The organism is Synechococcus sp. W4D4, assembly GCF_047716805.1.
Taxonomy (GTDB): domain Bacteria; phylum Cyanobacteriota; class Cyanobacteriia; order PCC-6307; family Cyanobiaceae; genus Vulcanococcus.
Window position 1 is genome coordinate 893,533 of the sequence record NZ_CP180404.1, and the last position, 12,860, is coordinate 906,392.

Annotated in this window: 13 protein-coding genes; 9 read left to right on the top strand and 4 right to left on the bottom strand. The window is 61.5% G+C overall.

Translation table 11 applies throughout. The features are described from left to right. The first annotated feature begins 12 nt into the window (after nucleotides 1-12). From ACLM42_RS04865 to murQ, 3 genes are read left to right on the top strand one after another with little or no spacing between them, the layout of a single operon-like run. The gene (locus tag ACLM42_RS04865; RefSeq protein ID WP_247911028.1) at nucleotides 13-975 is read left to right on the top strand and encodes a DnaJ domain-containing protein; all 963 of its coding nucleotides are present in this window, start codon (nucleotides 13-15) and stop codon (nucleotides 973-975) included. 29 nt (nucleotides 976-1,004) lie between these two features. Then, nucleotides 1,005-1,445, top strand: a complete 441-nt coding sequence (locus ACLM42_RS04870) for a DUF3110 domain-containing protein (protein WP_247911027.1) — start codon at nucleotides 1,005-1,007, stop codon at nucleotides 1,443-1,445. Continuing rightward, the gene (gene murQ, locus ACLM42_RS04875; RefSeq protein ID WP_415399926.1) at nucleotides 1,442-2,359 is read left to right on the top strand and encodes an N-acetylmuramic acid 6-phosphate etherase; all 918 of its coding nucleotides are present in this window, start codon (nucleotides 1,442-1,444) and stop codon (nucleotides 2,357-2,359) included. Before ACLM42_RS04870 ends, murQ begins: the two co-directional genes overlap by 4 nt. A 6-nt stretch (nucleotides 2,360-2,365) precedes the next feature. On the opposite strand, the gene ACLM42_RS04880 is transcribed toward murQ, so the two are convergent. Then, on the bottom strand, nucleotides 2,366-3,277 hold the full coding sequence (locus ACLM42_RS04880) for an S-methyl-5'-thioadenosine phosphorylase (RefSeq protein WP_415399927.1): 912 nt from the start codon (nucleotides 3,275-3,277) through the stop codon (nucleotides 2,366-2,368). A 69-nt stretch (nucleotides 3,278-3,346) separates the two neighbouring features. Between ACLM42_RS04880 and ACLM42_RS04885 the strand changes: the two genes are divergently transcribed. Continuing rightward, nucleotides 3,347-3,787, top strand: coding sequence for a peptidylprolyl isomerase (locus ACLM42_RS04885; protein WP_305852209.1), 441 nt, complete (start codon nucleotides 3,347-3,349; stop codon nucleotides 3,785-3,787). A gap of 68 nt (nucleotides 3,788-3,855) precedes the next feature. On the opposite strand, the gene ribBA is transcribed toward ACLM42_RS04885, so the two are convergent. Next, nucleotides 3,856-5,445: a bifunctional 3,4-dihydroxy-2-butanone-4-phosphate synthase/GTP cyclohydrolase II gene (gene ribBA, locus ACLM42_RS04890; RefSeq protein ID WP_415400129.1), complete on the bottom strand. Its 1,590-nt coding sequence runs from the start codon at nucleotides 5,443-5,445 to the stop codon at nucleotides 3,856-3,858. Nucleotides 5,446-5,564: 119 nt separating this feature from the next. On the opposite strand from ribBA, the gene argC reads away from it, so the two are divergent. Continuing rightward, nucleotides 5,565-6,629 carry an N-acetyl-gamma-glutamyl-phosphate reductase gene (gene argC / locus ACLM42_RS04895; protein ID WP_415399928.1) on the top strand — a complete coding sequence of 355 codons (1,065 nt, stop codon included), beginning with the start codon at nucleotides 5,565-5,567 and terminating at the stop codon, nucleotides 6,627-6,629. Here argC and purN read toward each other — a convergent pair. After that, nucleotides 6,626-7,306 (bottom strand): phosphoribosylglycinamide formyltransferase, encoded by a 681-nt coding sequence (gene purN / locus ACLM42_RS04900; protein ID WP_371820647.1) that lies wholly within the window; start codon nucleotides 7,304-7,306, stop codon nucleotides 6,626-6,628. The genes argC and purN overlap by 4 nt on opposite strands. Here purN and ACLM42_RS04905 point away from each other — a divergent pair. The 3 genes from ACLM42_RS04905 to ACLM42_RS04915 are packed head-to-tail and all read left to right on the top strand — an operon-like array spanning nucleotide 7,298 to nucleotide 10,228. Continuing rightward, nucleotides 7,298-7,642 carry a DUF1257 domain-containing protein gene (locus tag ACLM42_RS04905; protein ID WP_247911022.1) on the top strand — a complete coding sequence of 115 codons (345 nt, stop codon included), beginning with the start codon at nucleotides 7,298-7,300 and terminating at the stop codon, nucleotides 7,640-7,642. The genes purN and ACLM42_RS04905 overlap by 9 nt on opposite strands. Nucleotides 7,643-7,661: 19 nt before the next feature. Next, nucleotides 7,662-9,383, top strand: coding sequence for a M61 family metallopeptidase (locus ACLM42_RS04910; protein WP_415399929.1), 1,722 nt, complete (start codon nucleotides 7,662-7,664; stop codon nucleotides 9,381-9,383). 2 nt (nucleotides 9,384-9,385) lie between these two features. After that, nucleotides 9,386-10,228 (top strand): N-acetylmuramoyl-L-alanine amidase, encoded by an 843-nt coding sequence (locus tag ACLM42_RS04915; RefSeq protein ID WP_415399930.1) that lies wholly within the window; start codon nucleotides 9,386-9,388, stop codon nucleotides 10,226-10,228. Nucleotides 10,229-10,237: 9 nt separating this feature from the next. Here the strand turns inward: ACLM42_RS04915 and ACLM42_RS04920 are convergent, their stop codons facing one another. Beyond that, a complete protein-coding gene (locus tag ACLM42_RS04920) occupies nucleotides 10,238-11,002 on the bottom strand; it encodes a helicase DnaB (protein WP_415399931.1) in 765 nt (254 codons plus the stop codon). A gap of 249 nt (nucleotides 11,003-11,251) precedes the next feature. Here ACLM42_RS04920 and ACLM42_RS04925 point away from each other — a divergent pair, with 249 nt between their 5' ends. Beyond that, a complete protein-coding gene (locus ACLM42_RS04925; RefSeq protein WP_415399932.1) occupies nucleotides 11,252-12,853 on the top strand; it encodes a glucose-6-phosphate isomerase in 1,602 nt (533 codons plus the stop codon). Nucleotides 12,854-12,860 lie beyond the last annotated feature (7 nt).

Sequence of the window (12,860 nt, forward strand, 5' to 3'; positions counted from 1 at the left end):
GTGAGTCCTGTGATGTCCGAGACGGGCAGCATCAACCATTGGGCCGTCCTCGGCCTTGATCCCGGCGCTGATGCTTCGTCCCTGAAGCGAGCGTTCCGGCAACAGGCTCGCCGCTGGCATCCCGACTTGAACGGGGATGACCCCCACGCAGAGGAGCAGTTCAAAGCGGTCAACGAGGCCTACGCCGTCCTCAGTGACCCCCAGCGGAGGCAGCAGTGGGAGGCCAGTCTCGATGAATCAGTCGCCGCAGCGGCGGGGTTGGACCCCTTCGCCACTGGTTTCCCCGACTTTGAGGACTACCTGGACGTGGTCTTTCACCGGGAGCGGAGGCGTTCCCCTCGACACGTCTCCGATGACGGTTTCATCCCTCAGGAACCAGAGCCGTTCGAGGAGGACTCCTCCCCCGCCGGCGGGGTGACCCCACCTGTACCGCCCCCGCCCCCCCCGGTGGTGGCCAGTGAAGAGCTGGAATCGTTGGTGGAGCTCACCCCTGAGCAGGCACTCGAGGGCGTCCGTGTGGAATTGGAACTGCCCGATGGAACAGCCATTGAGGTCTGGACGCCAGCCATGGCAGGAGATGGCTGGCGTCTCCGCCTTGCTGGGGTCGCCCCAGGCGGGCGCGACCATTTCCTTCAGCTTCGGGTTCGTACCGATGCTGGATTACGCATTGATGGTTTGCGGGTTCACTACCAACTGGAGTTGTCACCCGCTGAGGGGGCGCTGGGTTGCACCGCCGTTGTGCCGACGCTGGATGGTCCGGTGCAATTGCGTATTCCGCCTGGCTCCTCGAGCGGCCGCCTCTTGCGTCTTCGCTCCCGAGGCTTGAGCCATCGCGAGCAGCGGGGTGACCAGTTGGTTGAGATCCGTCTCGTCGTTCCCCAAGGGCTCAGCGAAGCGGAAGAAGCGCTCTACCGCCGGCTGCAACAGCTCGCTGAGGAAATTGATGGCGGGCGTGATGGCGTGATCAATCAGTGAGAGACTGGTGATTGACCCGTGCGTGCTGGATGTCGGTTCACGTTCTGCTCTTTGACGCTGGCAGCGAGAACGAGGGCATTCACTCCCTGGAGTTAAACGGCTCCACCGTGGTCCTTCTCTTTGAGGACCGAGACGACGCGGAACGTTATGCCGGCTTGCTGGAAGCGCAGGACTTCCCGATGCCGAGTGTTGAAGCGATCGAGCGGCGCGAGATGGAGGAGTTTTGCTCCAGTGCTGGCTATGAAGCCCGTTTTGTTCCTAGCGGCTTTTTGCCCCAAACCGCTGAGGAGCGCCTGCTGATCGCCCCTCCTGAAAAGAACATGGATGTGACCACCTGGCGCGATCAACCGGAACCGGGTCAGGAAGCCACACAAACAGCCGAAGCCCCAGTCGCTCCAACGGAGGAGCCCATCAGCACCGGTAATAACGAACTGGAAGATTTCCGCCGGCGTCTCGAGGGATTGCTGTGAGTCCGTCCTCTTTTGAGGATGTGCAGCGGGGACACCTCCTGACCGAACAGGTCAATCCGGCGAGCGCCGAATTGGATGCCTTGAGCACGGAAGACCTGGTTCAGGTTTTCGTTGCCGAGGATCGCAAGCCCCAGGAAGCTGTTGCGGCTGCCTCAGCCGCGCTGGCCCAGGCCATTGATGCCATCGCCGAGCGTCTTCAGGCCGGTGGGCGCCTGTTTTATTTAGGCGCTGGCACATCAGGACGCCTTGGGGTCCTCGATGCAGCGGAATGCCCACCAACCTTCTGCAGTCCTCCGGATCTGGTTCAGGGTGTCCTGGCCGGTGGTGCGCCCGCCCTACTGCGCAGTTCCGAGGGACTCGAGGACCTTTCTGAAGCCGGCCGAGCCGATCTCGAAGCAAGGGGGTTTAGTGCGAAGGATGCCCTGGTGGGTATTGCTGCAGGGGGGACCACCCCCTATGTCCACGGCGGTCTGACCTACGCCAGCTCCATCGGTGCCCTGGCCATTGCCCTGGCCTGTGTTCCGGCGGAGCAGGTGCCGATGCCCTGCGCGATCGACATCCGCTTGATCACCGGCGCGGAGGTCTTGACGGGATCCACCCGCCTCAAGGCCGGAACGGCCACCAAGATGGCGCTCAACATCCTGAGTACCGGCGTGATGGTCCGCTTGGGGAAGGTCTATGGGAATCGGATGGTGGACGTCGCGGTCACCAACAGCAAGTTGGAGGATCGAGCCCTGCGGATCATGTCCGATTTGGCCGGCGTCAGCCGCGTCCAGGGGCGAGCGTTGCTGGACGCCAGCAAGGGTTCCGTCAAGCTGGCTTTGGTCATGGCCTGCCACTCCCTCGAGATCTCCGCAGCTCGGGAGCTTCTCGAGAGTTGCGGCGGCAACCTCAGGAAAGCCTTGCGCTCCTGAGGAGCTCTAGCCCTTGAAGGTCCCCCAGTAGGGCTCGGTGAACAAGTTCAGCTTGCGCCGAGTCGCTGCCGGGACCTGATCGGCGGGAGTCATCAGTGCATCCTGCAGGGCGTGGTGGGCCGCGCTGGCTGGTCTCAGCGCTGCGATCCGCTCGGCCGTGGTTTTGACAATCTCGGTTGCGAGGGCTGCATTGGCTTTGAGATTGCCGATGACCATCTCCACGGTCACGCTGTCGTGGTCGGCATACCAGCAGTCGTAATCGGTGGCCATGGCCAGGGTTGCGTAGGCGATTTCGGCTTCCCGGGCGAGCCTGGCTTCGGTGTGGTTCGTCATTCCGATCACTGAACAACCCCAGCTGCGATAGAGGTTCGATTCAGCGCGTGTTGAGAAGGCGGGGCCTTCCATGCAGAGGTAGGTCCCGCCGCGGTGCAGGGTCCGTCCCTCTGGCATCAGGCTGTCGGCCACGTCCGCCAGCACGCGGCTGAGACTTGGGCAGAAGGGATCGCCCAGGGCGACATGGGCCACGGCACCTTCGCCAAAAAAGCTTTTGGGGCGGTCCCGCGTCCGATCAATGAACTGATCGGGGACGACCATGTCCAAGGGGGCAATCTCCTGCTGGAGAGATCCCACGGCAGACGGGGAGAGGATCCAGCGCACGCCCAGGGAGCGCATCGCCCAAATGTTGGCTCGGTAGGGGACTTCCGTCGGCAGGAAGGTGTGATGGCGCCCGTGGCGTGCCAGGAAGACCACCTCCATGCCCCCCAATCGGCCTAAGCGCAATTGGTCCGAAGGGGAACCAAAGGGAGTCTCGATCGTGAGTTCTTGGATCTCTTCCAATCCCTCCATCGCGTAGAGCCCGCTGCCGCCCAGCACTCCAAGGCGGGCTTGGCTGAGGTCAACGGAAGGGGGGACGGACATCACCACTGATCAGGTCCCATCACTTCTACCGGAGCGCCCATACTGAGGCGGTTTGCTGACGATTTCCCCGTGACCAAAGCCGTGATGGAGACCGACGCCGGCACGATCGAACTGGAGCTGTTCGAAGCCGACGCGCCCAACACCGTGGCCAACTTTGTGAAATTGGCCAAGGACGGCTTCTATGACGGCCTGGCCTTCCACCGTGTAATTCCAGGTTTCATGGCCCAGGGCGGCTGCCCCAACAGCCGTGAGGGTGCCCGTGGCATGGCCGGCACCGGCGGCCCTGGCTACCAGATCGATTGCGAAATCAACGCCCAGAAGCACCAGGCCGGAACGCTGGCCATGGCCCATGCAGGCAAGAACACCGGCGGCTCGCAGTTCTACATCTGCCACGAAGCACAACCCCACCTCGACGGAGTTCACACCGTCTTCGGCCACACCGGGAACATGGACGTGGTCTTGGCCCTGAAGAACGGGAGCAAGATCAGCAAGGTCACGATCCAAGGTTGATTGCTTAGGGGCTGGCCGCAGCCCCTTCCGATCAGTCTCCTTTCGTTCCCCTTAGAGCCCTGTTGCGCTTAACACCAGCGCAGCAGGGCTCCGCTTTCGAACGCAACACCCGCCTGACCCGACTGGAGTTCCTGCAACGGCCGTCGTTGGGCCTCCAGGGTGTTGCTTGGGTGTGAGCTGCGCTGGGCATCGGGTGCAAGCAGCAGGCTGACGCTTTGGGTCTGCGGCCAGTCCGCCATGGTTTGCAGGATTTGGCGAAGACATTCAGCGGTGCCCCCATTGACCAGAACGGCCAGTTCCGGTTGATCCATCAGGGCCAACACCCGTGAGTGCTCCTCGCGCTCCAGTTCCAGCCCCTTCTGTTCTGCCCAGCCGGAGAGCGCCTGGAACAGCTTGGCGCTGCCCGCTTCGTCGTGGCCGGAGCTTGGATTCCACGCCAGGACTGCCGCCGGCCCCCGTACCCCAGTGGGATCCATCAGGTGTCCCAACTTCGCCTGCTTGGTTTGCAGGTAATTGACGTTGTGCTGGCCTGGATCCATGACCAGCGGAACTCGGTCCACCACTTCGAGGCCATAGCCCCCAAGGCCGGCGATCTTGCGCGGGTTGTTGGTGATGAGCTTCAGGCGGTGAATCCCCAGATCACTGAGGATCTGGGCCCCCACTCCATAGTTGCGGAGGTCGGCCGGGAAGCCCAAGCGTTCGTTGGCCTCCACGGTGTCCAACCCACCGTCTTGGAGGGAGTAGGCCTTCAGCTTGTTGATCAGGCCGATGCCCCGACCTTCCTGACGGAGGTAGACCACGACACCCTCCCCCGCGTCCTCGATCATCCGCAGCGCCGCTTCCAGTTGGGGCCGGCAATCACAGCGCAGGGAGCCGAAGGCATCTCCAGTTAGACATTCGCTGTGCACCCGAACCAAGACGGGTCCGGACGATTGTTCAGGGTTTCCCTTGACGATGGCCACATGGTCGGAACCATCCAGTTCATTGCGATAGCCGATCGCTCGGAACTGGCCAAAGGCGCTGGGCAGCATTGCTTCGGCCTGTCGCCGAACAAAGCGCTCTGTATCCAGCCTGTAGCCGATCAGATCGGCAATGTTGATCAACCGCAGGCCATGGCGTTTGGCGTACTCCGCCAGTTGAGGTAGCCGGGCCATCGACCCATCAATGTTCTGAATTTCACAGATCACGCCAGCTGGGTAGAGGCCTGACATGCGGGCCAGATCCACAGCGGCCTCGGTGTGACCGGCACGTTTGAGGACGCCGCCTTGCTTGGCCCGTAGCGGGAAGATGTGGCCTGGACGTCGAAGATCACTGGGACGCGTCCCAGGGTGAATCGCCACCTGGATCGTGCGAGCACGGTCTTCAGCGGAGATGCCGGTCGACACACCGTTTTCGGGGCCGGCGTCCACACTGACTGTGAAGGCGGTCTGGTTGCTGTCGGTGTTTCGATCCACCATCAATGGGAGATCGAGCGCATCCAGGCGTTCCCCTTCCATGGCCAGACAGATCAGGCCCCGCGCTTCGGTGGCCATGAAGTTGATCTGCTCAGGGGTTGCGAATTGAGCGGCGCAGATCAGATCGCCTTCGTTTTCCCGGTTTTCATCGTCCACCACCACGACCATCTCGCCGTTGCGGATTGCGGCCAGACCGTCGGCGATGGAATCAAAGCGAAACGAGTCCTGAGTCAGGGGCTGGTTCAGGGAAGGCGGGCCCTACGGCCAGGTGGACTGACACTTTTATAAAGCCCGGTACGATCTGACGTCCCCCTGTGCATGCCATGGCAAGTCAGCGCGTCGCCGTGATCGGGGCCTCGGGCTATGGCGGTTTGCAGACGCTGCGATTGCTTCAGGGGCATCCCGAATTCATCGTCAGCTTTCTTGGGGGTGAGCGCAGTAGTGGCAAGCGGTGGAGTCAACTCACCCCGTTTTTGCCGCTCCCCGGTGACCCGGTGGTGCAAAGCCCGGAGGTGGATGCCATTGCCGAGGCCGCGGACTTTGCGGTCTTGAGTCTTCCAAATGGTCTGGCCTCACGCCTCGCACCCGAACTGCTCGAGCGTGGAGTCAAGGTTGTCGACCTCTCCGCCGATTACCGCTACGGCTCTCTGGATCAGTGGAAGGATGTCTACAGCGCTGAAGCACAGGAGTTTCCGCGCGATGACACGGCTCTCTGCCGGGAAGCTGTTTACGGCTTGGTGGAGTGGGAGCACGAGAAGATTGCCCAAGCGCGGCTGGTAGCAGCACCGGGTTGTTTCCCCACCGCAAGCCTTCTGGCTCTCACTCCCTTCCTGAAGCAAGGCCTGATCGAAACCAGCGGAATCATCATTGACGCCAAGACCGGTACCAGTGGCGGCGGACGTGCGGCGAAGGAGCATCTCTTGCTCGCGGAGGCCTCTGAGGGCATTTCCCCCTACGGCGTTGTCGGGCATCGCCATACCAGTGAGATCGAACAGCTCTGCAGCCGCGCTGCGGGCACCAGCATCCAGCTCCAATTCACCCCTCACCTGACCCCGATGGTGCGTGGTCTGCTGGCCACGGTCTATGGACGCCTGCGCGACCCCGGACTGACCGCTGAGGACTGCACCACCCTGCTGGAGGCTGCCTACCGACATGCGCCCTGCGTTCAGGTGTTGCCGGCGGGGACTTACCCCTCGACCAAGTGGGTTCGCCAGACCAATAAGGCGCTGCTGTCGGTCCAGGTGGACCAGCGCACCGGTCAGCTCATCGTGATGAGCGCGATCGACAACATGGTCAAAGGTCAGGCGGGCCAGGGCGTGCAGTGCCTGAACCTGATGGCCGGGTTACCTGCGGAAACCGGGCTTCCGCTGCTGCCCTTCTACCCCTAAGCCATTAGCCCTAATCGCTTGGCTGCCAGTGCCACGGCGAAGGGCAGGATTTTGTGTTCCTGGCGATGGATGCGCTCCGACAGGGTTGCTTCGCTATCCCCCTCAAGAACGGGAACAGCGGCCTGCACAAGGATCGGCCCTTTGTCTACCTCCACTTCCACGAGATGGGCCGTGCAGCCGGTCAGCTGGACACCAGCCTCCAGTGCTTGGCGGATCGCTTGCGCTCCACGAAAGCTCGGCAAGAGTGAAGGGTGGATGTTGATGAGCCGCTCGGGATAGGCCCTGATCAGTTCTTCGGTCACGATCCGCATCCAACCGGCCATAACCACGAGGTCCACCTGGGCGGCCTGAAAGCAGGAGATCAAAGCGTGATCCAAGGCCTCCCTGGAGTCGTAGAGGCGATGGTCCAGCACTTGTGCGCTGATGCCCAGTCGCTTGGCGCGTTCGAGGGCCCCAGCTTCGGAGTTGTTGACGATCAGGAGGCTCACCTCTGCACCAAGTCGACCCGCTTGGCAGGCCTGCACTAAGGCCTCGAAGTTGGTGCCTGAGCCGGAGGCCATCACGCCCAAGCGCAGGGGATGTTTGGTGACGATGGCTTGCTCTGGTGGCAACGGCCACTGGACTGCGAGTCCACCCCCGCTAGGGTCTGAAAAAGTGGAGTCCTGGCCATGTCCCATCTCTCCATCCTGCCAACGGTCCTCGACGACGAGAGGCTCCTGGCCCAGGCTCTTCAGGAGCTGGGTTATGCGGTCCACTGGGGCGGCCAGCTCAACGGTTTTGCGGACCAACGCGAGTCGGTTGCGCTCTGGGTGCAGGTGAACCCTGAGCAGCAGTTGGGGTGGGCCCGTCAGCCCAACGGCCGCTTGGCGCTTGTTGGCGACCTTCAACGCCTTGGCCGCTCCCACTCTGTTCAGCAACTGGTCGGTCAGATCACGCGCAGCTACGCCGCACTGCATGCCCTGAAGACGGCCTCAGAAGAGCTGGGCCACGCTTCAGTTGAATTGATCAGCTGACTGCAAAAGGATGTCGGGAATGGTTCAGGTCCATCTTGATCTGAGCAACCCTCAGACCCATCTGGTCGATGTACGCGTTCAGATTGAGTCGCCCCATCAGCACCAGAAGGTCTCGCTGCCCGGCTGGACGCCTGGGTCGTACCTGATCCGCGACTACGTCAAACAACTCGAAGGCTTCAAGGCCTGCCAGCAGGGGCTTGAGCGGCCATTCAACCGCTCTGCTCCCAGTACTTGGCTGATCGATGCCGATCCGGATAGGGGACCCTTGACCCTGACCTACTCGGTGATGGCCACGGAGCTCACGGTCCGCACCTGCCACCTTGATCAGGATCACGGTTTCTTAGCCCTGGCGGCTGTCGTCCTGGAGGTCGATGGACACCGCTGGCAGCCCCACCGCCTGACCTGCGTCTTACCTGAGGGGTGGAACGCTTTTGTTCCGTTGCCAGAGGACAGCACTGGTTGTTGGCTGGCGGCGGATTTGGATCAACTGATTGACAGTCCGATCGAAGCCGGCCCCCATCAGGCGCACCGTTTTTCGGTCTTCGGTCTTCCCCATCGCTGGGTGACCTGGTTCTCGGATCCCGCCGATGAGGCCTGGTTCTTCGATCGTTTTCCTCGATTTTTTGAGGATGTGGAGCAGGTCTGTCTGGCCTGTTGCCGATTGATGGGCCAAAGCGCACCGGCCAGTGCCGACTACCTCTTTGTCCTTCATCTACTGGACGAGGGCTATGGCGGTCTAGAGCACGACGACAGCACGGTTCTTGTCTATGGCCGCCGCAACCTTGAAGCAAGTCATGGCTACCGCAAGCTGCTGCAGCTCATTGCCCATGAATACTTCCACCAATGGAACGTCCGGCGCCTGACTCCTGCGGAGTTGAGACCGATCGACTACCAGCACGCCACGGTGGTCCCCACCCTTTGGTTTGCCGAAGGCGTCACGAGCTACTTCGATCAGCTGCTCCCACTGCATGCCGGGTTGTGCTCAGCCAAGGACTACCTCAACGACCTCGAGGAGGACCTCAGTCGCTACATGCTGAGCCCCGGTCGGCAGGTGCAGACCCTCAGGCAGAGCAGTGAGGAGGCCTGGGTCAAGCTCTACAAAGCGGACGCCTATTCCGCCAGTAACCAAATCAGTTACTACCTCAAGGGGGCGGTCGTGGCTCTCTGCCTGGATCTGCACCTGAGGTCCCATCAGAGCTGTTTAGCCGCCGTTGTTCAACAGCTTTGGCACAGCCATGGACGGCACCGGCGCGGTTATCAGGAATCAGATCTATTCAGCGCTTTTGAGGCGGCTGCACCGGGTCTTGGTGCGCGTCTGCAGCAATGGCTGACGGAGGTCGACGATCCAGATTGTTCTGGCTACCTGTTGGATGTAGGCCTGGCGCTGGAGCCGGAGATGTCCACCCATCCATGGACAGGGATGACAACGCGGCTCGATGGCGGCCGGGTCCTAGTGCAGCGCGTCCAGCGCCATAGCCCAGCGGAGCGCGCCGGCCTGATGGTGGGCGATGAGCTCATTGGCGTGGCGGGACAACGGGTTGCCCAGCCAGATCAGATTTCACCGCTGCTTCGCGCCGAAGAGAGCCAACCGCTTTTGATGGCACGGCGTTCAGCCCTACGGGAGCTAGCGCTCCGGAGCGACCCGCCGAAGCCCAAGCGCTACAAGCTGGTCCCTGTGTCTAATCCGACGGCTTCCCAACAGGCTGGCCAGGACGCCTGGTTGCAACAGCGCGCGGGCTAGCCATGGTCCGACTCGTTCCGCAGCAGCACCTTCGAGTCCCCTATCGACGGGCGATGGGCCTCGCTTTGATTGCGCTGGCAGCCCTGGCCTCAATTCCCCTTTGGCAGCGCGACTCTCAGCCAACAAAACGCCTGCTACCCGGGCTGCCCAATGCCCGCCCCGCTCCGGTCCCCCCAGCGCAGGCCGCCTGGATCAGTCCGCTGCAGAAGCAGTGTGAGGTCAATGATCGTGCCCTTGTGGCTCGACTCAAGACGCAACAACAGGGCTATCGCTCCGCGCTCAAACGCGTGAGGATCGATCCGTCTAACTATTCCCAGCGTGTTCCTTACGACGCCTTCGGCAATCCACTGGAAACAACGCCGTCACTTGTGGTTCTGCACGAAACGGTGTTCGGTCTCCAATCAGCGCTGAACACTTTCATTAAGCACAACCCCAGGGATGAAGACCAGGTCAGCTATCACCTCTTGATCGGTGAGAACGGCGACGCCGTTGAAGCCTTGCATCCCCGCTTTCGTGCCTATGGAGCTGGCTATTCAGCCTTTGATGGTGAATGGGCAGTGCTGAACCCAGATTTGCCCGGCTCCACGAACAATTTCGCTTTACACCTCAGCTTGGAAACACCCCTGGACGGGGAGAACAATGCTCAAGCCCATAGTGGTTACAGCTCTGCGCAGTACGACGCTCTCGCTGTCGCCCTAGCCGACTGGATGAAGCGTTATTCCATCCCGGCGGAGCGGATTACAACGCATCGGCATGTGGACCTCGGCGCGGAACGTGCCGATCCACGCAGTTTCAACTGGACGGCCTTGCAGCAACGCTTAGCCGCCCTGGGGATGCTCTGCTGACCGCTCTGCTCAGATCAGTGGGGGCATCGGCTTTTTCGTTCTCCCGTAGACGATTCCGTGGAGTTCTGGATCTTGCATGTAGCGCAGGATCCGAGCCGGATAGTCCAGCTTGCCGTTATGGAGATAGGCCAAGGTCGCTACGGTTTTGGCGTGGCGATGGGAGCGACTGACATTATTGGTTTCTCTGGCTTCGCGCTCCAGCAACTTCAAGAGGCGCATCATCTTTCCGGCCAAGAGCTCAACATTTCGCTCTGGATCGAGGAGCTGATTGCGGGCATCCTGGATTTCAGTGGGACTGGCATTGGGGCGCAACAGCCCTTGTTTCTCCATCTCGCTCAGCCCCAACTGGGCCGGTCCGTGGGTGCTGAACAGTCCCGAATGGGCTGCTAACGGGTGGTCCTCTCCGGGCTTGGCGTGCTGCATTTCATCAAACAAAATGGCCGCCAGGAGCATTGGATTCAGCCCAGTACGGCGGCTTTGCTGCTGAATGACGGGCTGCAGTGACTGCAGTCGCGAGACCGTGTGGTTCCGCAAGGGGGTGAACTGGTCGACCCCTTTGGTGAACAGGCGTGCCAACGGTGGTTGAGGACCATGAACGCCAAAACGGCGCTGGAGTTCCTGGAGTTCCTCTGGACTAAAGCTTGTCGGATCCGAGTGGCTACTGCTGTCGATCCGATCAACGGCAACGCCGTTGCCTGGACGCAAACTGGATTGAACAAACGGGTAGGCAGCCAAGCTGGCCAGGGCGGTGGTTGCCGCCCCAAACCACGCCAAGAGATTGCGCCTGGTGCGATGGGGCCGAAGCCGCTGGCTGTGGCGCTTGATGTGAGCCAGAACCCGCTGAAGACTGTCTTTTCAGCCTAATGCGCTGTTTCAGTGATGACAGCTCAATCAGGCCTTGGATGCTCGCGTCCACAGGATCGCGATCTGGACTCGCTTCAATGCGCAGAAATAGCCAAAAAAGGTATCCCTGATTGGATTTCACGGATAGGTTCGACCTGCGGTGCCCTCCATTTCGGCCTGATGTCTTCCTCCCCCTCTGCTCCCGCTCTGGATCCCGCAAGCCAGTGGCAGAGGTTTTGCAGCCAGCTCTGGCACAACCAGACGCTTGGATTCTGGTTGGACGTCAGTCGCATGGGCCTCGACGAGCCCACGCTGGCGTCCTTAAAACCCCGGTTTAGTCAGGCCTTTGAGGCCATGGCGGCTCTGGAATCGGGCTCGATCGCCAACGCCGATGAGCAGCGCCAGGTCGGTCACTACTGGCTCCGCAATCCTGACCTTGCACCCGACGCTGCCAGTGGTCAACACATCCAAGCTGAGGTCGATCGGATCGAGTCCTTTGGTCGTGATGTCCTCAGCGGTGCCATTGGCAATGGTTCAGGGCAGACCTTTACCGATGTGCTCTGGATTGGGATCGGTGGTTCTGGCCTCGGCCCCCTGCTGATGATTCGGGCCCTTCAGGACCCCGGGGCCGGACTGCCGTTCCACTTCTTTGACAACGTGGATCCCGACGGCATGCGCCGGACCCTGGCTTCCCTTGGTGGGCGCCTGAAAACCACCCTGGTGATCGTCGTCAGCAAGTCCGGCGGCACCCCGGAACCCCATATCGGCATGCTCCAGGCTCGCCGGGCGGTGGAGACCGCTGGTGGCAGCTGGTCTCAGCAGGCGGTTGCTGTGACGATGGTGGACAGCAAACTCGACCGTGAGGCCAAGGATGCCGGTTGGCTGGCCCGCTTCGACATGTTCGATTGGGTCGGTGGACGCACCAGCATCACCAGTGCGGTTGGCTTGCTTCCGGGCGTCCTGATTGGCTCGGACATTCGCGAGTTTCTTGCTGGTGCCGCTGAGATGGATGCGGTCACCCGCGTTGCTGACTTCGATCAAAACCCCGCGGCGCTTCTGGCCGCCGCTTGGTACTCGGCGTGTGGTGGCAAAGGGCTGCGCGACATGGTGGTCCTCCCTTACCGCGATCGTCTGGAGGTGTTCAGTCGCTATCTCCAACAGCTTGTGATGGAGAGCCTGGGTAAAAAGCTGGACCGCAACGGTCAGGTCGTGCACCAAGGCATTGCTGTCTACGGCAATAAGGGTTCAACGGACCAACACGCCTACGTCCAGCAACTCCGTGATGGCGTCGACAATTTCTTTGTCACCTTTGTCGAGGTCCTTGAGGATCCAGGCGATATTCCGCCACTCGAGGGTGAGAACCCTGGAGATTTCCTTGATGGTTTCCTGCAGGGGACTCGCTCAGCCCTCACTGAAGAGGGACGCTTCAACCTGAGCATCACGATGCAGCGACTGAATGCCCACAGCTTGGGTGCCCTGATTGCGCTGTTTGAGCGTGCCGTTGGTTTGTACGGCGAGTTGGTGAATGTGAACGCCTACCACCAGCCTGGCGTTGAGGCCGGCAAGAAGGCCGCAGCTGCACTCCTTGACCTGCAATCCAGGTTGGAGATGGTCATGGCTGACCAAAGGGAGCACACCCTGGCGGAACTGCAGACGAAACTGGATCTAGAGACCGCAGAGCCGCTCTACTGGATCCTCCGCCACCTCTGTGCCAACCGCCGTCACATCTCAGCCAACGGGGACTGGGGTCAGCCCGAGTCCCTCGTCTTTATCCACGACTGAGGTGGGG

What these genes read in the sequence shown, in the direction of transcription:
- argC (WP_415399928.1), top strand. Translation starts at nt 5,565, where the DNA reads ATGGCAAGTCAGCGCGTCGCCGTGATCGGGGCCTCGGGCTATGGCGGT.
- ACLM42_RS04905 (WP_247911022.1), top strand. Translation starts at nt 7,298, where the DNA reads ATGTCCCATCTCTCCATCCTGCCAACGGTCCTCGACGACGAGAGGCTC.
- ACLM42_RS04870 (WP_247911027.1), top strand. Translation starts at nt 1,005, where the DNA reads ATGTCGGTTCACGTTCTGCTCTTTGACGCTGGCAGCGAGAACGAGGGC.
- ACLM42_RS04925 (WP_415399932.1), top strand. Translation starts at nt 11,252, where the DNA reads ATGTCTTCCTCCCCCTCTGCTCCCGCTCTGGATCCCGCAAGCCAGTGG.
- ACLM42_RS04915 (WP_415399930.1), top strand. Translation starts at nt 9,386, where the DNA reads ATGGTCCGACTCGTTCCGCAGCAGCACCTTCGAGTCCCCTATCGACGG.
- purN (WP_371820647.1), bottom strand. Translation starts at nt 7,306, where the DNA reads ATGGGACATGGCCAGGACTCCACTTTTTCAGACCCTAGCGGGGGTGGA.
- ACLM42_RS04865 (WP_247911028.1), top strand. Translation starts at nt 13, where the DNA reads ATGTCCGAGACGGGCAGCATCAACCATTGGGCCGTCCTCGGCCTTGAT.
- ACLM42_RS04880 (WP_415399927.1), bottom strand. Translation starts at nt 3,277, where the DNA reads ATGTCCGTCCCCCCTTCCGTTGACCTCAGCCAAGCCCGCCTTGGAGTG.
- ACLM42_RS04910 (WP_415399929.1), top strand. Translation starts at nt 7,662, where the DNA reads ATGGTTCAGGTCCATCTTGATCTGAGCAACCCTCAGACCCATCTGGTC.